Origin of the sequence: Sphingobium sp. MK2 (assembly GCF_040170545.1) — a bacterium.
GTDB lineage: Bacteria > Pseudomonadota > Alphaproteobacteria > Sphingomonadales > Sphingomonadaceae > Sphingobium.
In genome coordinates, this window is sequence record NZ_JAZDXA010000055.1 from 1 (window position 1) to 20,602 (window position 20,602).

The 20,602-nt window shown below is 63.8% G+C and carries 22 protein-coding genes and 1 pseudogene; 13 read left to right on the forward strand and 10 right to left on the reverse strand.

Annotated elements, in window-relative coordinates; all coding sequences use genetic code 11:
- Window positions 1–698: 698 nt before the first annotated feature.
- Entirely contained in the window at window positions 699–2,804 is a 2,106-nt protein-coding gene (locus tag V2I08_RS18510; protein WP_349636309.1) for a bifunctional (p)ppGpp synthetase/guanosine-3',5'-bis(diphosphate) 3'-pyrophosphohydrolase, read from the reverse strand.
- Between the two features lie 109 nt (window positions 2,805–2,913).
- On the opposite strand from V2I08_RS18510, the gene V2I08_RS18515 reads away from it, so the two are divergent.
- From V2I08_RS18515 to V2I08_RS18525, 3 genes are read left to right on the forward strand one after another with little or no spacing between them, the layout of a single operon-like run.
- Window positions 2,914–3,396, forward strand: coding sequence for a helix-turn-helix domain-containing protein (locus V2I08_RS18515; RefSeq protein WP_310227074.1), 483 nt, complete (start codon window positions 2,914–2,916; stop codon window positions 3,394–3,396).
- Window positions 3,397–3,440: 44 nt separating this feature from the next.
- The gene (locus V2I08_RS18520) at window positions 3,441–4,547 is read left to right on the forward strand and encodes a histidine kinase (protein WP_310227075.1); all 1,107 of its coding nucleotides are present in this window, start codon (window positions 3,441–3,443) and stop codon (window positions 4,545–4,547) included.
- On the forward strand, window positions 4,544–5,347 hold the full coding sequence (locus tag V2I08_RS18525; RefSeq protein ID WP_349636310.1) for a LytTR family DNA-binding domain-containing protein: 804 nt from the start codon (window positions 4,544–4,546) through the stop codon (window positions 5,345–5,347). Before V2I08_RS18520 ends, V2I08_RS18525 begins: the two co-directional genes overlap by 4 nt.
- A 180-nt stretch (window positions 5,348–5,527) precedes the next feature.
- Here the strand turns inward: V2I08_RS18525 and V2I08_RS18530 are convergent, their stop codons facing one another.
- Together V2I08_RS18530 and V2I08_RS18535 are read right to left on the reverse strand one after the other, a co-directional pair.
- Entirely contained in the window at window positions 5,528–6,745 is a 1,218-nt protein-coding gene (locus tag V2I08_RS18530) for a dipeptidase (RefSeq protein ID WP_349636311.1), read from the reverse strand.
- A gap of 31 nt (window positions 6,746–6,776) precedes the next feature.
- Window positions 6,777–7,127, reverse strand: a complete 351-nt coding sequence (locus V2I08_RS18535; RefSeq protein ID WP_349636312.1) for a hypothetical protein — start codon at window positions 7,125–7,127, stop codon at window positions 6,777–6,779.
- 77 nt (window positions 7,128–7,204) lie between these two features.
- On the opposite strand from V2I08_RS18535, the gene aat reads away from it, so the two are divergent.
- Window positions 7,205–7,948 carry a leucyl/phenylalanyl-tRNA--protein transferase gene (aat, locus tag V2I08_RS18540; RefSeq protein WP_349636313.1) on the forward strand — a complete coding sequence of 248 codons (744 nt, stop codon included), beginning with the start codon at window positions 7,205–7,207 and terminating at the stop codon, window positions 7,946–7,948.
- A gap of 35 nt (window positions 7,949–7,983) precedes the next feature.
- Here aat and V2I08_RS18545 read toward each other — a convergent pair.
- From V2I08_RS18545 to V2I08_RS18555, 3 genes and pseudogenes are all read right to left on the reverse strand, one after another.
- A pseudogene (locus tag V2I08_RS18545) lies at window positions 7,984–8,391 on the reverse strand (DUF2155 domain-containing protein); the annotation flags it as partial.
- On the reverse strand, window positions 8,388–8,786 hold the full coding sequence (locus V2I08_RS18550; protein WP_349636314.1) for an NADH:ubiquinone oxidoreductase subunit NDUFA12: 399 nt from the start codon (window positions 8,784–8,786) through the stop codon (window positions 8,388–8,390). The pseudogene V2I08_RS18545 and the gene V2I08_RS18550, both read right to left, overlap by 4 nt.
- A gap of 195 nt (window positions 8,787–8,981) precedes the next feature.
- A complete protein-coding gene (locus V2I08_RS18555) occupies window positions 8,982–9,512 on the reverse strand; it encodes a DUF192 domain-containing protein (protein ID WP_349636315.1) in 531 nt (176 codons plus the stop codon).
- 237 nt (window positions 9,513–9,749) lie between these two features.
- Here V2I08_RS18555 and guaB point away from each other — a divergent pair, with 237 nt between their 5' ends.
- From guaB to V2I08_RS18570, 3 genes are all read left to right on the forward strand, one after another.
- Window positions 9,750–11,207, forward strand: coding sequence for an IMP dehydrogenase (gene guaB, locus V2I08_RS18560; protein ID WP_349636316.1), 1,458 nt, complete (start codon window positions 9,750–9,752; stop codon window positions 11,205–11,207).
- Window positions 11,208–11,381: 174 nt separating this feature from the next.
- Window positions 11,382–12,560, forward strand: a complete 1,179-nt coding sequence (locus V2I08_RS18565; protein ID WP_349636317.1) for an RsmB/NOP family class I SAM-dependent RNA methyltransferase — start codon at window positions 11,382–11,384, stop codon at window positions 12,558–12,560.
- An 89-nt stretch (window positions 12,561–12,649) separates the two neighbouring features.
- Window positions 12,650–13,168: a tetratricopeptide repeat protein gene (locus tag V2I08_RS18570; RefSeq protein ID WP_349636318.1), complete on the forward strand. Its 519-nt coding sequence runs from the start codon at window positions 12,650–12,652 to the stop codon at window positions 13,166–13,168.
- Between the two features lie 95 nt (window positions 13,169–13,263).
- Here V2I08_RS18570 and hemW read toward each other — a convergent pair whose 3' ends face one another.
- The 3 genes from hemW to rph form a co-directional block, all read right to left on the reverse strand.
- Window positions 13,264–14,442 (reverse strand): radical SAM family heme chaperone HemW, encoded by a 1,179-nt coding sequence (hemW, locus tag V2I08_RS18575; RefSeq protein ID WP_349636319.1) that lies wholly within the window; start codon window positions 14,440–14,442, stop codon window positions 13,264–13,266.
- A gap of 2 nt (window positions 14,443–14,444) precedes the next feature.
- Entirely contained in the window at window positions 14,445–15,074 is a 630-nt protein-coding gene (rdgB, locus tag V2I08_RS18580) for an RdgB/HAM1 family non-canonical purine NTP pyrophosphatase (protein ID WP_310227095.1), read from the reverse strand.
- A gap of 150 nt (window positions 15,075–15,224) precedes the next feature.
- A complete protein-coding gene (gene rph / locus V2I08_RS18585) occupies window positions 15,225–15,941 on the reverse strand; it encodes a ribonuclease PH (protein ID WP_037472629.1) in 717 nt (238 codons plus the stop codon).
- A 104-nt stretch (window positions 15,942–16,045) separates the two neighbouring features.
- Here rph and V2I08_RS18590 point away from each other — a divergent pair, with 104 nt between their 5' ends.
- The 6 genes from V2I08_RS18590 (at window position 16,046) to V2I08_RS18615 (ending at window position 20,024) form a co-directional block, all read left to right on the forward strand.
- Window positions 16,046–16,546, forward strand: coding sequence for a DUF6438 domain-containing protein (locus tag V2I08_RS18590; protein ID WP_349636320.1), 501 nt, complete (start codon window positions 16,046–16,048; stop codon window positions 16,544–16,546).
- Between the two features lie 55 nt (window positions 16,547–16,601).
- Entirely contained in the window at window positions 16,602–17,645 is a 1,044-nt protein-coding gene (gene hrcA, locus V2I08_RS18595) for a heat-inducible transcriptional repressor HrcA (protein WP_349636321.1), read from the forward strand.
- Window positions 17,642–18,196, forward strand: a complete 555-nt coding sequence (gene grpE / locus V2I08_RS18600) for a nucleotide exchange factor GrpE (protein WP_349636322.1) — start codon at window positions 17,642–17,644, stop codon at window positions 18,194–18,196. Before hrcA ends, grpE begins: the two co-directional genes overlap by 4 nt.
- Before the next feature lie 137 nt (window positions 18,197–18,333).
- Window positions 18,334–19,011: a class I SAM-dependent methyltransferase gene (locus tag V2I08_RS18605; protein ID WP_349636323.1), complete on the forward strand. Its 678-nt coding sequence runs from the start codon at window positions 18,334–18,336 to the stop codon at window positions 19,009–19,011.
- Between the two features lie 76 nt (window positions 19,012–19,087).
- Entirely contained in the window at window positions 19,088–19,744 is a 657-nt protein-coding gene (locus tag V2I08_RS18610; RefSeq protein ID WP_349636324.1) for a PadR family transcriptional regulator, read from the forward strand.
- A 1-nt stretch (window position 19,745) separates the two neighbouring features.
- The gene (locus tag V2I08_RS18615; RefSeq protein WP_349636325.1) at window positions 19,746–20,024 is read left to right on the forward strand and encodes a DUF2218 domain-containing protein; all 279 of its coding nucleotides are present in this window, start codon (window positions 19,746–19,748) and stop codon (window positions 20,022–20,024) included.
- Window positions 20,025–20,055: 31 nt separating this feature from the next.
- On the opposite strand, the gene ruvC is transcribed toward V2I08_RS18615, so the two are convergent.
- On the reverse strand, window positions 20,056–20,547 hold the full coding sequence (gene ruvC / locus V2I08_RS18620) for a crossover junction endodeoxyribonuclease RuvC (protein WP_310227106.1): 492 nt from the start codon (window positions 20,545–20,547) through the stop codon (window positions 20,056–20,058).
- Window positions 20,548–20,602 lie beyond the last annotated feature (55 nt).

Genomic DNA, 20,602 nt, shown 5'->3' on the forward strand with positions numbered 1-20,602 from the left:
GCCGGACAGATGGCAGCATCCGACTACGTGCCCACCTCCAAATACCACTTGCGTTACTCGGGGCGTCCACAGATGGGTAGCGGACGGTCGGCTTAGAGCGCGATAGCGCTATATAATACAGGCGAGATATGGTAAGCGGCAACGCGATCATCGTGGCATAGAGTAAACACATGCTAGGCGAATATTTTTTTTTTGGTTCCTTCGTGTTTTTGCCAGTCTATTTTGGCATTGCCAGTGACATCGCCGGAAATCGTGCTTGGAAAATCGGGTCACTTTGCGTGATTGTCCCACTCGTCGTGAGCCTTGTCTATCTGCTTGGTCTTTTCAATAGTTGCGGTAGCTCATGTGTCAATTCTGGCGTTACCTTTTTAGCAGTGCTAGGGCTGGGCGGGCCAGTAGTACTGTATGGCGTGGGTATTCTGATCCGAGCCACATGTTTGGTAATAAGTTCGCCGAGATAATGTCCGCTTGCGGGCGACATTGAAATCGCTCGAAGTATCTGCTTCTGGTCGATGGCCGACAGGCAGCTTTCCCCTGACGCCAATCACATGATAGCCATCAGAAGCACTCGTGCCTTCGTCAAAATTCCATCGTACCGCAGTCTATATCTCGGTCCTGAACCAGACATTGTCCGAAAATCACCGTCGGCTTGTGCCTATGCGCGACAAGCCTTCTGACGGGGGTTTTTCGTCGCCGCGCTAAACCCTGTCCGCCTGCACTACCACGTCGATCGCGCGCAGCGCTGACAATATCCGCATCAGATGCTGCGCGTCGGCGACTTCCAGGTCGATGACGTCGGTGTGGAACGGGCCTTCGCGGTTGACCAGTTGCAGGTTGAGGATGTTCGCCTTGGTCGCGCCGAACACATTGGCGACGGCGGCGAGCGCGCCGGGCTGGTTCTTGACGATGACCGAAAGGCGCGCGGTGCCGCCCTTGGATTTGCTGTCCCAGCTCAGATCAATCCAGTCGTCGTCCTGCCCCGCTTCGAGCGCGCGACAATCGATGGTGTGGACCTCGATCGGCTCGCCCGTGCGGCGGACGCCGACGATGCGGTCGCCCGGCACCGGATGGCAGCAATCGCCGAGGTTATAGGCGATGCCCGGCGTCAGGCCGCGGATCGACACCGGGGCATGCTGGCGGGGGTGCGTTTCCTCCATGCCGATGGCGCTGGTCGAGCCGGGGACGAGCGCTTCCATGACTTCGGAATCGAGCAGGCGGTGCGTGGCGATCGCCACCATCAACGCGGCGCGATCTTCCAGTTTCAGGCGCTTGAGCGCCCCGGCCAGCGCCTTGTCCCCCAATTCCCTGGCGAGATCGGGCGTGAACCGGCCGACAATCTCTTCATAGAGTTTTTCGCCCAGCTTGATTTCCTCGCCGCGCTGCTTCTGGCGGATATAGCGGCGGATGGCCGCGCGTGCCTTGCCGGTGATGGCGAAGGTCAGCCAGCCGGCCTGCGGCTCCTGTCCGCCGGATTTGAGGATTTCGACCTGATCGCCATTTTCGAGCGAGGTGCGCAGCGGCACGACGCGGCCATTCACCTTGGCCCCTACGGTCTGGTTACCGAGCGAGGTGTGAACCGCATAGGCGAAATCGACCGGGGTTGATCCCTTGGGTAGCTGATGCAGTTCGCCCTTGGGTGAAAAGGCGAAGATGCGATCCTGATACATCGCCATGCGGGTATGTTCGAGCAGTTCGTCAGCGTCCTGGCTCTGTTCCAGAATTTCGACGAGGTCGCGCAGCCAGGCCGCCTGCTGGTCGTTGGCGTCGCCCTTCTGCTTATAGGCCCAATGCGCCGCGAGGCCCAGTTCGGCGTGATTATGCATGTCGCGGGTGCGGATCTGCACCTCGATCCGGGCATTGTCCTGATGGATGACCGTGGTGTGGATCGACCGATAGCCGTTGCGCTTGGGGGTGGAGATATAATCCTTGAAGCGGCCGGGCACCATTTTATAGGTCTGGTGGATGACGCCCAGCGCGCGATAGCAATCCTCCGGCGTGTCGGTGATGACGCGAAAGGCCATGACGTCGGTCAGTTGTTCGAAGCTGATGTGGCGCTCCTGCATCTTGCGCCAGATCGAATAGGGATGTTTTTCGCGGCCCGACACGGTGACCGGCAGGTCACGGCTGCCCAGCAGCAGTTGCAGTTCAGCGCCGATGCGGTCGACCTTGTCATGGCCGCCTTCCTTCAACTGTTCCAGCCGCTTGGTGATGCTGTCATAGGCATCGGGTTCCAGTTCGCGGAACGACAGCAACTGCATCTCGCGCATGAAGTCATACATGCCGATCCGCTCGGCGAGCGGGGCATAAATATCCATCGTCTCCTTGGCGATGCGGCGGCGCTTGGCTTCATTCTTGATGAAATGCAGCGTGCGCATATTGTGCAGCCGGTCGGCCAGCTTGACCAGCAGGACGCGGATGTCGTCCGACATGGCGAGCAGAAATTTGCGCAGATTTTCCGCCGCCCGTTCATTTTCGGACATGGCCTCGATCTTCGACAGCTTGGTCACGCCATCGACCATGCGGGCGATATCCTTGCCGAACGCGGCCTCTATCTCTTCATAGGTGACCAGCGTGTCTTCGATGGTGTCGTGCAGCAGGGCAGTGACGATGGTCTGATCGTCGAGATGGAAGTCGGTCAATATCCCAGCGACTTCAATCGGATGGCTGAAATAGGGGTCGCCGCTCGCGCGCTTCTGACTCCCATGTTTCTGCACGGAAAACACATAGGCGCGGTTGATCATCGCTTCGTCCGCGTCGGGATCGTAGCGCTTTACCCGCTCGACAAGTTCATATTGGCGTAACATCGTTTCCGATTGTGTGGGAAGTACCTTGTTGCGCAACAAAAAAATCCCATTTGCCTGAATAAGGCTGCACTTTTGCAACGCCTGTGGCTTTGCGCTATATGCTATGACGATGAAACATAATCTGGCCCAGGATCTCGAACAATGCGCGTTGCCGAGCGCGCTGGAAATGATGGGGGAGCGCTGGTCGTTCCTTATCCTGCGTGGTGCCTTGTCGGGTATCCGCCACTTTGAAGAGTTTCAGTCGACGCTTGGCATTGCCCGCAACATATTGGCCAACCGCCTCGCCCGACTGGTGGAAAATGGCATCATGCTGCGCCAGCCGATGCAGTGCGACCGGCGCAAGGTCGAATACCGATTGACGCAGAAGGGCGAGGATCTGGCCCCCGCGATGATTGCGCTGCGCCAATGGGGCGAACGGTGGGGATGCGGCACGGTGTCGTGCCAGGTGCTGGCCGACAAGCGCGATGGCCAGCCAATCCGGCGCATCGCCATCCAGGCGCATGATGGGCGCGCATTGGCGCTTGCCGATCTGGTGTGGCTATGTCCCGACGCCATCACCCCGATCGCGGAAGAACCGGCGGCGGCCGCCTGAACCCGGCTTCACCCGTGCGTGGAAATCGCCTAGTCTCACGCACAATGTCCGTGTCCCGTATCCAGCCTCAGCCCTTTTTCGCTGACAAGAACCGCGCTTTCTGGAACCTGCAATCGCTGGGATGGGCTGGTGCCTTCTTGCTGCGCGGCTCGTCCACGATCGCCAATGGCCAGTCCTTCTCCAGCCTGGTGCCGGTGATGATCTCCACTGCGACCGGCTATTCGGTTACGCTGCTGATCGCGGTGATGTTCCGCTTCCTGCTCAAACAGCGGCCGATCATCACCTGGGGCGTGTCGATCGTGACAGTGCTGGTCGCGGCGGGACTGGTGGCCTTTATCGACGCCTGGGTCTTTTCGACGCAGAACAGGGGCAGCGAAACGGCAGGGGTGCAACTGTTCCTCGGTGCCTTCTATCTGTCGGTGACGCTGATCGGGGCCTGGTCCGCGCTCTATTATGCGATCAACTTCTATCTGACGGTGGAGGAGCAGACGGACCAGCTCTTGCGGCTGGAGGCGCAGGCTGCCAATGCGCAATTGGCGATGCTGCGCTATCAGCTCAACCCGCATTTTCTGTTCAATACGCTCAATTCGATTTCGACGCTGGTGCTGCTCAAGCAGACCGACCGGGCCAATGCGATGCTGTCGCGCCTGTCGTCCTTCCTGCGCTATACGCTGGTCAATGAGCCGACCGCGCAGGTGACGATCGAGCAGGAGATCGAGACGCTCAAACTCTATCTGGAAATCGAGAAAATGCGGTTCGAAGAGCGGCTGCGTCCCGTGTTCGTCATTGACCCGGCGGTTGGCCATGCCCGTTTACCGTCGCTGCTGCTGCAGCCGCTGGTCGAAAATGCCATCAAATATGCCGTCACGCCCAAGGAGGAGGGGGCAGAAATATCGGTCAGCGCGCAGCCTGCCGGTGAAAATGTGCGGATCGTCGTATCGGATACCGGGCCGGGATTGAACGAAGGTGGAATGAAGCCGCACATGGTCCCCAGTGAGGGCATGGGCGTGGGCCTGCCGAACATCCGGGACCGGTTAATTCAGGCTTTCGGGGAACGACAGCGCTTTGAAACACGTTCCAGCCCCAGCGGATTTTCGGTCATCATCGAAATTCCGCTGAATATGGAAGAAACATCGAAAGTGGCCGCATGACCATCAGAACTATCCTCGTCGATGACGAAAGCCTGGCCATCCAGGGCCTTGCCCTGCGTCTGCAAGCGCATGAGGATGTCGACATCATCGAAACCTGCACCAATGGCCGCGAAGCCATCCGCGCCATCAAGACGCATAAACCCGATCTTGTGTTCCTCGACATTCAAATGCCGGGTTTCGATGGATTTTCCGTCGTGCAGGGAATGATGGAAGTCGAACCGCCACTATTCATTTTCGTGACCGCCTATAGCGACCACGCCATTCGCGCGTTCGAGGCGCAGGCGATAGATTATCTTATGAAGCCGGTGGAAGAAGGCCGCCTTGCCGATGCGCTTGACCGGGTGCGGCTGCGCCTGTCCGAAAAGCGTCAGGTGCAGGAAGCAGAGAAATTGCGCGAGGTGCTGGCCGAAGTCGCGCCTGAGGCGATGAGCGATTTCGCCGCTGGCGAGGAGGATAGCCCCGCCTCCAACCGCTTCGAAAAGCTCATCAACATCAAGGATCGTGGGCAGATTTTCCGGGTCGATGTCGATTCGATCGAACGCATCGACGCGGCCGGCGACTATATGTGCATCTACACCGCCGACAACAGCCTGATCCTGCGCGAAACGATGAAGGACCTGGAAAAGCGCCTTGACCCGCGCAACTTCCAGCGCGTCCACCGCTCCACCATCGTCAATCTGAGCCAGGTGAAACAGGTCAAGCCGCACACCAATGGCGAATGTTTCCTGGTGCTGGAATCCGGTGCCCAGGTCAAAGTCAGCCGTTCCTACCGCGACGTGGTAGCCCGCTTCGTGCATTGAGGTGACGACTCTGCCCTCTCCCGCCTTCGCGGGAGAGGCTACGAAGACTTGGCAGCTTGCTGCCTAGTCGCAGTCGGTGAGGGTCTTTCTTGCAGCAGTCCGCAAGACCCTCACCCTCCCGCCTTCGGCGCGGGCCCCTCTTTCTCCCGCTAAGGCGGGAGAGGGGAAAACAGGCCGCATCTACTTCTCCGACGCAACCCTCTCCGCCGCCGCCATCACACGCAGCACATTCTCACCCGCCAGCTTCGCGATATCCCCATCCCTCCAGCCACGCCGCATCAGTTCAGACAGCAACGCCGGGTATGTCTCGACCCCACCCAACCCCTGCGGCAACGCACCCACACCGTCGAAATCGCTGCCAATGCCGACATGGTCGATGCCGGCCACCTTGACGATATGATCGATATGGTCGGCGACCTGCGCGATCGTGGTGACGGGTTCGGGATGCGCCTTTTCCCAGTCGGCCAGCGCCTGCGCCGCGCCCTTGGGATCGCCGATATGCAGGCCGCCAAAGGGCGGGGCGTTGTTGCGGGCGATTTCGGCGCTGCGATCCGCGCCCCAGATACGCCGGGCTTCGGAGACATATTGGGCGGCGAAATTGACCATCACCACCCCGCCATTGGCCGCGACTTGCCGCAGCACTGTGTCCGATACATTGCGCGGCGTGTCGCACAGCGCGCGGGCGTTGGAGTGGGAGAATATGACCGGCACCTTGGTCACGCGCAGTGCGTCGAGCATCGTCGCTTCGCTGACATGGCTGAGGTCCACCAACATGCCGAGGCGATTGAGTTCGCGCACTATGTCTTCGCCGAACGGGGTGAGGCCGTCATGCTGGGGATTGTCGGTGGCACTGTCGGCCCAGGCGATGGTGCGGCTGTGGGTCAGGGTGAGATAGGCCGCGCCAAGCTGGCGATAGGCGCGCAGCACCGCGAGGCTGCCGTCGATCTGGCCGCCGCCCTCGACCCCGATCAGCGACCCGATCCGCCCCGCCTTGTGTGCCGCGCGCAGCTCCGCCGCCGTGCGGACCAGCGTGATATGTCGGGGATAGCGCGCGGCGAGGCTATGCACCATGCCGATCTGGTCGAGCGTATCCTTGACCTGTTGCACCTGCGGCAGGTCCGCCGACACCCATACCGACCAATATTGCCCGCCAACCCCGCCCGCCCGCAGCCGATCGAGATCGGTATGATAGGTCGCCGGGTCGAGCCGGGTCAGGTCCATCGTCCAGCGTGCGTCCTTCGCCTTCTCCGCCAGCGCTTCGGGCCAGTCATTATGCCCGTCGATCAACGGCGTCGCCTTCAAGATACGGGCGATGCGCGTCGCATAAGGATCAGGCGCGGCATGGAGCGGCAGCGGGGCGAGCAGCAGCGAGAGCGTCGCCAGATGGAAGAGGTTCATGCGCGCCAGCCTATCGGCGCGCCTGCGCCAGTCAATCGCCGCTTTGCGTCGCCCGGACATAGGCTCCCTGGCCATCGGGCGGCACCAGCCTGCCATCCTCCACCTGCAAGACAAGTGTGTCGAAGGCCGGATTGGGCACGACCTTGCTCTTGCGCGCGGTCAGCACCACCGCATCTGCCGTAGCGGTCCATTCGCCCTCGGCAAACAGGTCGAGTGCGCCGACGACGAGATACCATTGAAAACGGCCATCGTCGCGCAACAGCAGTTCCGATCCCGTCTCCATCACGCCCTGAAGATAATAATGTCCGTGATGGTCCGGCGCAGCGGATGCGGGACGTGGAAGGGCTACCAACAAGGCGGCGATGAGCAAGCATTTGCGCATCGCGCCATGCTAGGCCGATGCGCTTCGGAACGAAAGCCGATTGCGGCGATGGTCTTGGCCACTTAGTCAGGAAGGTGATGATGATCGACCCGCTGATTTTGCTCCAGGCCTATACGATCGGCGTATTTCCCATGGCGGACGACCGCGATGCCGCCGAAGTCTATTGGGTGGAGCCCAAGCAGCGCGCCATCTTGCCGCTGGATGGCTTTCACTTGTCGAAATCTTTGGCAAAGAAAATCCGCCGCGACCAATTTCGCGTTACCGCCAACCGCGCCTTTGCCGACATTCTCGCCCTGTGCGCGGAGGCCGCGCCCGACCGCCCCTCCACCTGGATCAATCGCGAGATCGAGAGCGCCTATCGCCATCTCTATGCCATCGGTTACGCCCATTCGATAGAGGTGTGGGACGGCGACGAACTGGTCGGCGGCCTCTATGGCGTGGCGCTGGGCCGGGCCTTCTTCGGCGAATCAATGGTATCGCGCCGCACCGATGCGTCGAAGGTCGCGCTCGCCTGGCTCGTGGCGCGGCTGCGCTTTGGCGGCTTCACCCTGCTCGACTGCCAGTTCATGACCGACCATCTTCATTCGATGGGCGCGGTCGAAATCAGCCAGCGCGACTATCTTCAGTTGCTGGGCGCGGCCGTTGGCGAAGCGGCGCTGGGCGCGGGTGCGCTGGGTTCGGGTTCCGGCGCGGCGGCCGAACTGGCATTTGCGCCGCTCGCCGGGCGCGCCGATGCCGGTTCGCCCTTCGCGCCCAACGTTACCGTGTCGGGGCCGCTTTCGGGCCATGCCATCGTGCAGCTTCTGACCCATATGTCGTAGATCGGGTGCTGCACGACATTGCGGTCGGGCCGGTCGCGGAACAGCCAGCCGGAAAAATTGCGCCGCCATTTGCCATCGGCGCTGCTGCGCACGTCAAGTTGCACGAAGGCGCCGGTGTCCTGCACATTTTCCCACGGCGCGCTGGTTTCGCAGGCCTGCAGGCGCACGATCGCGTCGCCCACCCGCACCGCTTCGCCCGGCTTGAGCGTCAGGTCGCGGGTCAGCCCGTTGCGCTTGTTGAGCAGGCCGACAACGGCAGTGCGCTCGGCCATCGGCGTGCCGGGCAGGCTGTCGCTATCAGCGGAACGGATTTCCGTGCCCTGCACTTTCACCGGGCCGGTCTGGTTGGCCACCGGCACGTCGCTGTCGCTACAGGCCGCAAGCGCAAATAGCGAAGCACCGATCAGGATCGACGGAACAACGCCCGCCGTACGCCGAATCATGATGCGTCGGGGCTCCACGCCTCATAGTCGCCCGTCGCCTTCTGGCGCAGGCCGCCCTTTTCCATCGCGCCGGACGGGCGATAAGCCTGCGGCGTACCCGTGGCATTGGGGGTGAATTCGCGTTCCCAGATGCGCGGCGGCGGCAGGAAACTTTCGGGCGCACCCTCGATCGAATGGTGCAGCCAGCCATGCCATTCGGCGGGCACGCGGCTGGCGTCGTTGGCACCATTATAAATGACCCAGCGGCGCGGCAGGCCGTTCACGTCAACGCCGCCCTGATAATAGAGATTGCCCTGATGATCCTCGCCCACTTTGCTGCCCTTGCGAGCGGTGAAGAGCGAAGTGCCGATGGTCGCGCCATCCCACCAGGTGAAGATCTTGCCGAGGATTCCCATGGCTCAAGCGCTTAGCCGCTGGAGCGGGGCGTTGGCAAGGCGGATATGCGAGAATCGAGAGGCGGATCGGGATGCCCTGCGGCGGATCGGTTCCCCCTATCTCCGTTCGTTTCGAGCGAAGTCGAGAAATGCAGGGCACAGCGCCAGACGCTTCTCGACTACGCTCGAAGCGAACGGTTGGTGGCTGTTCGTCTTTTACCGAGAGGCGGAAGGACAGAAATTGAGGCGGCTCACCACCTTCTCCTGCGGCACCGCGCACCCACCCCACGCAACGCGGTCGCCTTCCTTGATGCCGAGCGCCGCCGCGCGTCCGCCCGCCAGTTCCAGCACCGCCGCCACCGGCACACCCGCCGACACCGGCACGCGCGAATAGGGTTCGGTTTCGGCTTGCAGGAAAGCGATCGTCCCGTCGGTGCGGATGAAGATCATGTCGAGCGGGATCAGCGTGTCCTTCATCCAGAAACTCGCCGTGCGCGGCGGGTCCATCGGGAACAACATGCCGGTCGTGGGGCCAAGCTCCTTGCGGAACATCAAGCCTTTCTCCTGCGCCTCCGGCGTATCTGCAACCTCTACATCGAAGCGATGCGACCCCTTGGCAGTGTGGATCACCACCGGGAGCAGCGCGGCTGTGGCGGCCTGCGCCTGCACACCATTGTCGGGCGCGGTTTGCGGGCTGGAACAGGCGGCGATCAGGCCGAAGGCGAGGAGGGAGACGAAGCGTTTCATGATCCCACGCCTAATCCGGTTCGGGCGCGAAGGGGAGGGGGAATGGCCAAGACAGGTTGCTTTGCGCACGGTCCCTTGTCTCGCGGACGATGGCGCCGGGCCGCTGCCACGCGCACCCCGTCACCCCGCAATAAATCCGGCAAAGGGACTGGCCGTATCGGGGCGGAGTGGTTACATGGGCCGCCACAAATCCCCCTGGGACGATAGCCCGTCCCGCAGCAGAAAGTGGCTTGTTCCATGGAAATCCGCCTCGGCCTCACCTTCGACGACGTGCTGTTGCAGCCCGGCGAATCCGATGTGCTGCCAAGCCAGGCGGATACCAGCACGTTCGTCACCAAGGCGATCAAGCTGAACATCCCGATCCTGTCGTCGGCGATGGACACGGTGACGGAAGCGGACATGGCGATCGTCATGGCGCAACTGGGTGGCATCGGCGTGCTGCACCGCAACCTGTCGGTCGAGGAGCAGGCGGACGCGGTACGCGCGGTCAAGCGGTTCGAGAGCGGCATGGTCGTCAACCCGATCACCATCCTGCCCAACGCCACGCTGGCGGACGCGCAGATGCTGATGAAGCGGCACCGGATCAGCGGCATTCCGGTGGTGGAAGCGAGCGGCAAGCTGGTCGGTATATTGACGCACCGCGACACGCGCTTTGCAGAGAATCCGGCGCAGCCGGTCAGCGAATTGATGACCAAGGATAATCTGGCGACGGTCAAGGTCGGCGTGGGGCAGGAAGAGGCGCAACGCCTGTTGCATGCACGCCGGATCGAGAAATTGCTGGTGGTGGACGAGGCCTATCATTGCGTCGGCCTGATCACCGTCAAGGATATCGAAAAGGCGGTCACCTATCCGCAGGCGACCAAGGACGGCACGGGCCGTTTGCGCGTCGCGGCGGCGACGACGGTCGGGGAAAAGGGGCTGGAGCGCAGCCGCGCGCTGATTGACGCGGAATGCGACCTGATCGTCATCGACACCGCCCATGGCCACAGCAAGCAGGTTTCGGCGGCGGTCGAAGCGGTCAAGCGCCTGTCCAACAATGTTCAGGTGGTCGCGGGCAATGTCGCCACCGCCGAAGCGACCAAGGCGCTGATCGGTGCGGGCGCGGATTGCGTGAAGGTCGGCATCGGGCCGGGGTCGATCTGCACCACGCGCGTCGTTGCGGGCGTGGGCGTGCCGCAATTGACCGCGGTCATGGATTCGGCCGAGGAAGCCGCCAAGCAGGGCGTGCCGGTGATCGCCGATGGCGGGCTGCGCACCAGCGGCGATCTGGCCAAGGCGCTGGCGGCGGGCGCGGGTTGCGTCATGGTCGGATCGCTGCTGGCGGGCACGGCCGAAGCGCCGGGCGAGACCTTCCTCTATCAGGGCCGCGCCTATAAAAGCTATCGCGGTATGGGCAGCGTCGGCGCGATGGCGCGCGGCTCGGCCGATCGCTATTTCCAGGCGGATATCAAGGACCAGATGAAGCTGGTGCCCGAAGGGATTGAAGGCCAGGTGCCGTTCAAAGGCCCGGCCAAGGACGTCATTCACCAGTTGGTCGGCGGCGTGAAGGCAGCGATGGGCTATACCGGCAGCGCGACGATCAAGGATTTGCAGGCGCGCGCGCGCTTCGTGCAGATCACCAATGCCGGGCTGTCGGAAAGCCATGTCCATGACGTGACGATCACGCGGGAAGCGCCCAATTATCCGACGCGGTAAATCCTCCCCGGTACGGGGAGGGGGTTTGATGGAGGCACGCCACACGGCACGCCGGATCTTTTATGACTGTTAACGCCTTCCAATGCAGTTCTTCTGATTGATGTTGAGTTTGCCTCCCTCCCCCTCCACCACCCACCTGCGGCGGGCGGTCCCCCTCCCCGTGCCGGGGAGGATATGACCCCCTCTGCTCGTATCCAGGCCGCGATTGATTTGCTCGACGCTATCATTGCGTCGGCGCGCGATGGTGGGCCGGCGGCGGATACGTTGATCGCGCGCTATTTCAAGGAGCGGCGCTATGCCGGGTCGCGCGATCGGCGGGCGGTGCGTGACCATGTCTATGACGCGATCCGCCGTGCGGGCGAGCGGCCGGAGACGGGCCGCGAGGCGATGATCGGGCTGGCGGATGAGCAGCCGGAGCTGGCCGCCTTGTTCGATGGATCGGCCCATGCGCCGCTGCCGATCGAACCGGGCGAGGTCGGGGCTGTGGCCGGGAGCGTGCCGGGCTGGCTGGTGCCGCTGATCGCTGCGCCGGTCGAGCAGGAGGCCTTGCTGGGCCGCGCGCCGGTGGACCTGCGGGTCAATCGGTTGAAGGCCGCGCCGGAGGCGGTCGCACCCTTATTCCCCGATGCCACGCCGATTGCAGCGCTGCCCGATGCGCTGCGCCTGCCAGAAGGCTATCCGGTCGAAAAGGATGCGGCCTGGAAGGATGGCCTGGTCGAAGTGCAGGATGCAGGCAGCCAGGCGATCGCGCTGGCGTGCGGCGCGCAACCCGGCATGACCGTGGTGGACATGTGCGCCGGGGCAGGGGGCAAGACGCTGGCGCTGGCCGCGGCGATGGCGGGGCAGGGGACGCTGATCGCCGCCGATACGATCCGCTCGCGACTGGCGCGACTGGGGCCGCGCGCGCAGCGTGCCGGGGCGACCTTCATCGAGACATTGCTGCTGGACCAGAGCCATGAGGCGCGCGGCCTTGCCAGCCTGAACGGGCAAGCCGATGTCGTGCTGGTTGATGCGCCCTGTTCGGGCACGGGCACCTGGCGGCGCAATCCCGAAGCGCGCTGGCGGCTGACGGCCGCACGGCTCGACCGGCTGGTCGCCGAACAGGCCCGCATTCTCGATTTCGCTGCGCCCTTGCTGGCGCCGGGTGGGGCGCTGGTCTATGCCACCTGCGCATTGACTGATCGCGAGGGGAAAGCCCAGGTGGATGCCTTCCTGCACCGACATGCCGGGTGGACGCCGGAAGCGATCAATTTGCCGCTGGGCCGGGCGCATGGCGCGGGCTGGCTGCTGACGCCGGGGCATGACGGCACGGACGGCTTTTTCTTCGCCCGGCTGCGGCGGACGGCCGCGTAAAACAGCCCATGGACAAGCGCCCGCAAAATCGCGAGACTTGGCCAAAATCTGTGCCTGAATCAGCGCCTGAAACATGGCTGGAGATAGTTATGCGTTTTACCCCCGCCTCGATCGCCCTCGCTCTTGTCCTGACCACTGTGTCGAGCATGGGCCTGAGCCAGCGGCCCGATAGCCAGATCAGCCCGGCCTCGGTCGAATGGCAGAAGGCGGGCGAGGCCGCGCGTCAGGCAGGCAATTTGCAGGGCGCGACCGATGCGCTGGAAAGCGCGCTGGCAATCGACCCGCGCAACCGCGCTGCCTATATCGAACTCGCCGCCGTCGCGCGGGCGCAGGGTTTGCAGGGGAAGGCGATCCGCCTGTATCGCGAAGCCTTGCTGCTCGATCCCACCGATGTCGTCGCGCTGGCAGGGCAGGGCGAGGCGATGGTCGAAAAGGGCGCGGTGGCGCGCGCCAAGGAGGTGCTGACGCAGGCGCAGGGGTTGTGCAAGACCGCGTGCGCGCCGGTCGACAAACTCGCCGCCGCGATCCAGAAAGGCCCGCCTGCTGTCGCGATGACGAGCAAGGATGTGGTGCCAGCGCCGAAGGTCGCGCCGACCGAGCAGCCGTAAGGGGTCTCCTGTTCGTTTCGAGCGAAGTCGAGAAACGGCACGCACAGGTTTCTCGACTTCGCTCGAAACGAACGGCGTTTGTATTGGTCCGGCTGCTAAATCGCCACCACTTGCGGCAGGATCGCGTCGAGCAGGAGTAGGCCTGCGGGGGTGACTTGCAGGTGAGTGCCGTGGTGACGGAGAAGGTTGATCTCGGTCAGTTGGGCGATGGCGCGTGCATCCACCAGCCGCGATACAGCAATGCCCGATTGCGCGGCGATGCGGGCCAGGTCCACGCCTTCATGCAGGCGCAGGCCCATCAATAGGGCTTCACGCGCGCGGTCTTCGCTCCCCAGCGCATCTTCGCTCTGGCTGCCATGGCCGTTGCGGGCGACCGCGCCGATCCAGTTTTCGGGCTTGCGATGGCGCTGCGTCGCCATGCCGCTACGCCGTCCATGGGCGCCGGGGCCGATGCCGATATAGTCGCCATAGCGCCAATAGACGAGATTATGGCGGCTCTGCTGCCCGGCGCGCGCATGGTTGCTGATCTCATAGGCAGGGATGCCCGCCGCCGCCGTCATCGCCTGCGTCAGTTCATAGAGGGTCGCGCCATGATCGGGATCGGCGGGGGTGAGCTTGCCCTGCGCGACGAGCGTGGCGAAGCGGGTGCCCGGTTCGATGGTCAGTTGATAGAGCGACAGGTGCCCGGTGCCGAAGGCCAGCGCGCGGGCGAGTTCGGCCTGCCAGTCGGCCTCGCTCTGGCCGGGGCGGGCGTAGATGAGGTCGAAACTGACCCGGTCGAACACGGATTGCGCGGTGGCGAGCGCGGCCAGCCCTTCGGCGACGTCATGCGCACGGCCGAGGAAGTGCAGCGCTTCATCCTCCAGCGCTTGCAGGCCCAGCGAGACGCGGTTGATCCCGGCGGCGGCCAGATCGGCAAAGCGCGCGGCTTCGACCGAATTGGGATTGGCCTCCAGCGTGATCTCGATATCGGGGGCGAAACCCCAATGATCCTGCGCAGCGGCGATCAGCGTTTCGACCAAAGCGGGCGGCATCAAGGATGGCGTGCCGCCGCCGAAGAAGATGGACGAGAGCGGGCGCTCGCCGGTCAGCGCCGCCTCATAGGCCATGTCGGCGAGCAACGCCCCGCGCCAGGCGTCGATATCCACGCCATCGCGCACATGGCTGTTGAAGTCGCAATAGGGGCATTTCGACACGCAGAAGGGCCAATGGATATAGAGCGCTTGCGGGTCGGGAGCAGTCGGCGTGGCGAACGCCAGGCCGGTGCGCGGCATCGTCAGAATGTCGCCGCGACCAGTTGCCGGAAGGCATCGGCGCGGTGGCTCATGGCGTGTTTCGCGTCCGGGTCCATTTCGCCGAAGCTGATGTCGTGGCCGAGTGGCACGAACATCGGGTCATAGCCAAAACCCTTGTCCCCGCGCGGTGGCCAGACAAGCGTGCCATCGACCCGGCCCTCGAACGCCTGGATATGGCCGTCGGGCCAGGCGAGGGCGAGGGCGCAGATGAAATGGGCGTCATGGCCCGCATCCGGGCCCTTGGCCTCGATCCCGTCCCACACTTTCTGCATGGCGAGCGCGAAGTCCTTGGACTCTCCCGCCCAGCGCGCGGAGAAGAGGCCGGGGTCGCCGCCCAGCGCCTCGACGCACAGGCCGCTATCGTCGGCGAGCGCGGGCAGGCCGGACAGGTCGGCGGCCTGCATCGCCTTGAGTTCCGCATTGGCGATGAAGGTGGTGCCGGTTTCCTCCGGTTCGGGCAGGTCGAGCGATGCCGCCGAGATCGGTTCGATCCCATAGGGGCCGAGCAAGGCGGCGATCTCGCGCACCTTGCCCGCATTATGGCTGGCGATCACCAGCTTGCCGGGGGCGAGCTTGCGGATTGCCTGTTCCTGTCCGAATTGGTCGGTCATGATCCGATTCCTCGTGCTGAACCAAAATGCCGTTCGCCCCCCGATCGAGCCGGGGGCAGGCTCTGAGCTTGTCGAAGGGCCGCTCTTCCTTTTCAAGAGGAAAAGGTGGAGCTTCGACAGGCTCAGCCCGAACGGGGAGAGGAGGCAGTGTTACCGCCCCGTGGCGACATCCTGCGCGGCGAAGATTTTGGCGCAGCCGATGCGCGCGAGGCGCAGGAGGCGGAGCAGTTCCTCCTCGTCATAGGCCGCGCCTTCGGCGGTTGCCTGGACTTCGGCGAATTTACCATCGCCGGTCAGGATGAGGTTTGCGTCGGTTTCGGCATTGCTGTCTTCGGCATAATCGAGGTCGAGGACGGGCGTGCCGTTGTAGATGCCGCAACTGATCGCTGCGACCTTCTGGATGATCGGGTCTTCCTTGAGCGCGCCCGACGCCATTAGCTTGTCCACCGCAATGCGCAGCGCGACCCAGCTACCGGAGATCGCTGCCGTGCGGGTGCCGCCATCGGCCTGGATCACGTCGCAATCAATCACGATCTGGCGTTCGCCGAGCTTCTTCATGTCCACGACCGTCCGCAGCGAACGACCGATCAGGCGCTGAATTTCCTGCGTCCGGCCCGACTGCTTGCCCTTGGCGGCTTCGCGGCTGCCGCGTGTGTGGGTGGCGCGGGGCAGCATGCCATATTCGGCGGTGACCCAGCCCGACCCCTTGCCGCGCAGGAAGGGCGGCACTTTTTCCTCGACCGACGCGGTGCACAGCACGCGCGTATCGCCGAAGCTGATGAGGCAGCTACCCTCGGCATGGATGGTGAAGCCTGGCTCCATGGTGATGTCGCGCATCTGGTCGGGCGCGCGGCCGGAAGGACGCATAATATTTCTCCAAAATGATATGGTGACGGCGCTTAGCGCCCGGCGGCGTGTGTTGCCAGTGTCATGGTGACAATAAGTGGGTAAGAGAGGCTATGAGGAAGAGAATGTTGATCGCGCTGCCGCTGCTGCTGCTGCTGGCAGGATGCGCCACGGTCGAACCGGGGCTGGAGCCGCCCAGGGCAGCGGGCGACGTGATCCGTTTTACGGCCGGGCGCTGCTTTGGCACGTGCCCGACCTATAGCCTGCATGTCTCCCCCGACGGGTCCGGCCTGCTGGAGCCGCAGCGCTTTACCTCGGTTCCGGGGCCGACCCGGTTTACGGTGACACCGGCCCAATATCGGCGGCTGGTGGCGACGCTGGCCCCCCATCGTCCAGCGGCAGGGACGATCCGCAAGATCGCCCAGGGCGTCGACTGTGAGCGGTTCGCGACGGACCTGCCCGGTTATGTGATCGAATGGAGGCGGCCGGGACAGGCACCGACCCGGCTGGAATATCAATCGGGCTGCATGGATGCGCGCTACGGCCCGTTGCGCGTGGCGATCGCGTCGGTGCCCCGAATTCTCGATGTGGAGCATATGCTTAATCCCAAGGCGGTAACGCCATGAACGGCGCACGGGCTGCCATCTTGAGCATGTCGCGTCGGGCGCTTACATCATAAGCATGTCGATCACCCCCATATCCGAACTGAACGACCGCGCGCGCGACGTTTTTCGCCTGGTGGTGGAGGGCTATCTGGGCACCGGGCTGCCGGTGGGATCGCGCACGATCAGCAAGCTGGCGACGCTCAACCTGTCGCCCGCGTCGATCCGCAACGTGATGCAGGATCTGGAGGAATTGGGTCTGCTCGCCGCGCCCCATGCCTCGGCCGGGCGGATGCCGACCGAAACGGGGCTGCGGCTGTTCGTCGATGGGATGATGCAGGCGGCCGAACCATCGGCGGAGGAACGGCGCGCGATCGAGGCGGGCCTCGCCGAAAGCGGGCCGATCGAGGAAGCCCTGTCGGCGGCGACGGCGGCGCTGTCGGGCCTGTCGGCCTGCGCGGGCATCGTGATGGTGCCGCGGCGCGAGCCGGTGCTGCGCCAGTTCGGTTTCGTGCCCCTGAACGAACGGCAGGCGCTCGCCGTGCTGGTCGGCCAGGACGGGTCTGTGGAAAATCGCGTGCTGGACCTGCCGCCCGCCGTCACCCCGTCGATGCTCAACGAAGCGGCGAATTTCATGTCGGCGCGCTTTGCCGGCATGACGTTGCGGCAGGCGGGCGACATGCTGGCGCGCGAGCTGGAGAGCGAACGCAGCGCGCTGGACGGCGCGGCGCGCGAACTGGTGGAGCGCGGCATCGCCATCTGGTCGCATGATGCCGATGACCGGCCGGTGTTGATCGTGCGGGGGCAGGCGCATCTGATCGACGATGGCACCGCCGCCGATCTCGAACGGGTGCGGCAATTGCTGGAGCAACTGGAGGGCAAGCAGGAAATTTCGCGCCTGTTGGAGAGCGCGCTGGCGGGCAGCGCGACCAAAATCTTCATCGGATCGGAAAACAAGCTCTTTTCCCTGTCGGGTTCTTCGGTCATAGCCGCGCCCTATCGTGGCGCGGACGGCCGGGTGGTCGGCGTGGTCGGCGTGATCGGCCCCACGCGCTTGAACTATGCCCGCGTGATCCCCATGGTGGATTTCACTGCACAAACGCTGTCGAGATTGATGAGATGAGCGAAGACAATTTGAACGTCGAAAATACCGAAGTCGTGGATCAATTGCCGGAGGAGGATGCGCCCGTGGCCGATGACCAGGGGGAGCGCATCGCCGCGCTGGAAGCGGAACTCGCCACCGCCAAGCAGGATATTCTCTACGCCCATGCCGATACGCAAAATGTGCGGCGGCGGCTGGAAAAGGAACTCGTCGACGCGCGCGCCTATGCCGCGACCGCCTTTGCGCGCGATATTTTGTCGGTGGCCGACAATCTGTCCCGTGCGCTGGCGGCGATCCCCGCCGAATTGCGCGAGGATGAGAAGTTCAAGGGGTTGGTCGCGGGCCTGGAAGCCACCGGCCGCGAGTTGGAAGCGGTGTTCGGTCGCAACGGCATCAGCAAGATCGAGTCGGTCGGCCAGCCGCTCGACCCCAACAAGCATCAGGCGATGATGGAAACCCCGTCCGCCGATGCCGCGCCCGGCACGATCCTGATCGAGATGCAAGCGGGCTATATGATCAAGGACCGGCTGCTGCGCCCGGCACTGGTCAGCGTGGCGAAAGCGCCGGACTAAGCACGGCTTTCTAAGACTACGGCCTGAAAAAGCCCGTTCGACCCGCGTCGGACGGGCTTTTTCTATGACGCCTCTTCCCGTCCGGGCGCTGGACTGGCAGCATCGGTCGGGACAGCGGGATGCGGGAGGAGCATGGCATGAGCGGGGACGGGCAGGGTGCGGGGGCGGCCGATGGCAGGGCGATCCGGGTCGATCGGCTGACCATTCCCGTGCCGAGCGACGAGATCGCCATCCACCGGATCGCGACTTTCGTGCATATCCTGAAGCATGTCGTCGCGCCGCAAGAGCGTAGCCTGGTCGATCTGGGTGCCGGGCACTGCAAGTTCAGCGCCTGGGCGACGAAATTGGGCTATGCGGTCACGGCGGTCGATGGCCGGACCGAGCGTCTGCCCGACGATCTAGGATCGATCCGCTTCGTACAGGCGGACATGCGCGATTATGATCCGCGCGGGCATGGCGTGGTGGCAATGCTGGGCCTGCTCTATCATCTGGAACTGGGCGATCAGGAAAGCCTGCTGCGGCGCTGTTGTTATGGCGCGCCGGTGATCGTCGAAACGCAGGTCCATGTGCCGGAGATGGTGGCGGATACGCCGCAGGACTGGCATCGCCTGATTGACCGGGACGGTTATCAGGGGGTGGATTTCCCCGAAGGCGATAATCCGATGGCGTCGATCGGCAATCCGGCATCCTTCTGGCACAGCGAAGAGTCGATGATCACGCTGTTCGAGCGGACGGGCTATAGCGCGATGACGGTGATCGATCCGATCTTCCGGTCCGTCTATGGCGCGCGGCGCTTTTATGTCCTGACGCCCTGAGAAAAGTTACGAGATGCAAATAAGATATATCGCAACTCTTGACGTGGGCGATTTTTAAGATATATCGCAGAACATCATGAAGCACACTGAAAGACATGCAATGCACTTCCACCACACACAGCGCGGCCATGGTCGCCTTCATCACGGCCATGGCCGAGTTCTCAGCCCGGATGGCATTGAGGGACGGGGTTTCGGGGGGCACGGCTTCGGCCGGGGTCGCGGCGGTCCCTTTGGTGATGGCGCGCCCGGCGGGGGCGGGCGGGGCGGCGGTCGTCGGCGGCTGTTCGACAATGACGCGCTCAAGCTGATCCTGCTCAAGCTGATCGCGGACGCGCCGCGCCACGGCTATGACCTGATCCGCGAGATTCAAAGCTTATCAGGCGAGGTCTATGCGCCCAGCCCTGGCGTCGTTTACCCCACGCTGACGCTACTGGCCGACATGGACCTGATCGCCGAACAGCCGGGGCAGGGCAGCCGCAAGCTGTTCGCCATTACCGACGAGGGCACCGCCTATCTGACCGAGAATGGCGACGCCCTGACGCTGGTCATGGAGCGGATCGCATCGCTGGCGCAAAAGGCCGAGCGCACCGATGGCGCGCCGGTGCGCCGGGCAATGCACAATCTGCGCATGGCCATCCACCAACGGCTTGAAAAGGAGGGGGCGGACAAGCAGACCATGTTCGATGTCGCGTCCCTGATCGACGAAGCCGCCACCAAGATCGAAAGGCTCTGACATGACCCTGACAGCAAAAGTACCCACGCCCAACGCCAGCCGTTACCTGCAACAGCTCTGCAAACATTGGAGCCACAAGTTCGACGTGACGTTCGACACCGAGCAGGGCGTCATCCCCTTCCCGATGGGACCGATCCGCATGCAGGCCGAGCCGGAGGCGTTGGTGGTGACGATCGAGCCCAAGGCCGACGCCGATGTCGAGAAATTCAAGCAGGTGGTCGCCGATCATCTCGACCGCTTCGCCTTTCGCGAAGCACCGTTGACGTTCGACTGGCAATAAGCTGGGCAGGGGGCGGTCCGCGCCGCCCTCGTTACTTGGTCGGGATGCGCCGCGCGCTGGCGAGATGATGCGCGTGGGTGATCGCGACCGCGAGCGCGTCGGCCGCGTCCGGCCCGGCGATCTTCACGCCGGGCAGCAGCCGCGATACCATCGCATGGACCTGATCCTTCGATGCGTTGCCGACGCCGACGACCGATTTCTTGACGAGCCGGGCGGCATATTCGCCGACTTCCATGCCCGACCGCGCCGCGCCGAGCAGGATCACGCCGCGCGCCTGCCCCAGTTTGAGCGTGGACTGCGGATTGACGTTGACGAAAACCTCCTCGACCGCCGCGCCATCGGGCCGATGTTCGAGGATCAGGTCGGTGAGCGCTAGATCAAGCGCGAGCAGGCGCGTCGCCAAGGGCATCGCGCTGTCCGTCTTGATCTGGCCATTGGCGAGGTGGGTGAGCCGGTTGCCGTCCGCGGCGATCAGACCCCAGCCGGTCGTGCCCAATCCGGGGTCGAGGCCGAGGAGAATCATGACGGCAAATCCAGCCCCTCATCTTTGAGGAGAATGTCGCGAACTCGCCCCATTC

What these genes read in the sequence shown, in the direction of transcription:
- grpE (WP_349636322.1), top strand. Translation starts at nt 17,642, where the DNA reads ATGAGCGAAGACAATTTGAACGTCGAAAATACCGAAGTCGTGGATCAA.
- hemW (WP_349636319.1), bottom strand. Translation starts at nt 14,442, where the DNA reads ATGCCGCGCACCGGCCTGGCGTTCGCCACGCCGACTGCTCCCGACCCG.
- V2I08_RS18520 (WP_310227075.1), top strand. Translation starts at nt 3,441, where the DNA reads ATGTCCGTGTCCCGTATCCAGCCTCAGCCCTTTTTCGCTGACAAGAAC.
- V2I08_RS18570 (WP_349636318.1), top strand. Translation starts at nt 12,650, where the DNA reads ATGCGTTTTACCCCCGCCTCGATCGCCCTCGCTCTTGTCCTGACCACT.
- V2I08_RS18510 (WP_349636309.1), bottom strand. Translation starts at nt 2,804, where the DNA reads ATGTTACGCCAATATGAACTTGTCGAGCGGGTAAAGCGCTACGATCCC.
- rdgB (WP_310227095.1), bottom strand. Translation starts at nt 15,074, where the DNA reads ATGACCGACCAATTCGGACAGGAACAGGCAATCCGCAAGCTCGCCCCC.
- V2I08_RS18550 (WP_349636314.1), bottom strand. Translation starts at nt 8,786, where the DNA reads ATGGGAATCCTCGGCAAGATCTTCACCTGGTGGGATGGCGCGACCATC.
- aat (WP_349636313.1), top strand. Translation starts at nt 7,205, where the DNA reads ATGATGATCGACCCGCTGATTTTGCTCCAGGCCTATACGATCGGCGTA.
- V2I08_RS18615 (WP_349636325.1), top strand. Translation starts at nt 19,746, where the DNA reads ATGACCCTGACAGCAAAAGTACCCACGCCCAACGCCAGCCGTTACCTG.
- guaB (WP_349636316.1), top strand. Translation starts at nt 9,750, where the DNA reads ATGGAAATCCGCCTCGGCCTCACCTTCGACGACGTGCTGTTGCAGCCC.
- V2I08_RS18555 (WP_349636315.1), bottom strand. Translation starts at nt 9,512, where the DNA reads ATGAAACGCTTCGTCTCCCTCCTCGCCTTCGGCCTGATCGCCGCCTGT.
- V2I08_RS18515 (WP_310227074.1), top strand. Translation starts at nt 2,914, where the DNA reads ATGAAACATAATCTGGCCCAGGATCTCGAACAATGCGCGTTGCCGAGC.
- hrcA (WP_349636321.1), top strand. Translation starts at nt 16,602, where the DNA reads ATGTCGATCACCCCCATATCCGAACTGAACGACCGCGCGCGCGACGTT.
- V2I08_RS18565 (WP_349636317.1), top strand. Translation starts at nt 11,382, where the DNA reads ATGACCCCCTCTGCTCGTATCCAGGCCGCGATTGATTTGCTCGACGCT.
- rph (WP_037472629.1), bottom strand. Translation starts at nt 15,941, where the DNA reads ATGCGTCCTTCCGGCCGCGCGCCCGACCAGATGCGCGACATCACCATG.
- V2I08_RS18530 (WP_349636311.1), bottom strand. Translation starts at nt 6,745, where the DNA reads ATGAACCTCTTCCATCTGGCGACGCTCTCGCTGCTGCTCGCCCCGCTG.
- V2I08_RS18535 (WP_349636312.1), bottom strand. Translation starts at nt 7,127, where the DNA reads ATGCGCAAATGCTTGCTCATCGCCGCCTTGTTGGTAGCCCTTCCACGT.
- V2I08_RS18605 (WP_349636323.1), top strand. Translation starts at nt 18,334, where the DNA reads ATGAGCGGGGACGGGCAGGGTGCGGGGGCGGCCGATGGCAGGGCGATC.
- ruvC (WP_310227106.1), bottom strand. Translation starts at nt 20,547, where the DNA reads ATGATTCTCCTCGGCCTCGACCCCGGATTGGGCACGACCGGCTGGGGT.
- V2I08_RS18525 (WP_349636310.1), top strand. Translation starts at nt 4,544, where the DNA reads ATGACCATCAGAACTATCCTCGTCGATGACGAAAGCCTGGCCATCCAG.
- V2I08_RS18610 (WP_349636324.1), top strand. Translation starts at nt 19,088, where the DNA reads ATGAAGCACACTGAAAGACATGCAATGCACTTCCACCACACACAGCGC.
- V2I08_RS18590 (WP_349636320.1), top strand. Translation starts at nt 16,046, where the DNA reads ATGTTGATCGCGCTGCCGCTGCTGCTGCTGCTGGCAGGATGCGCCACG.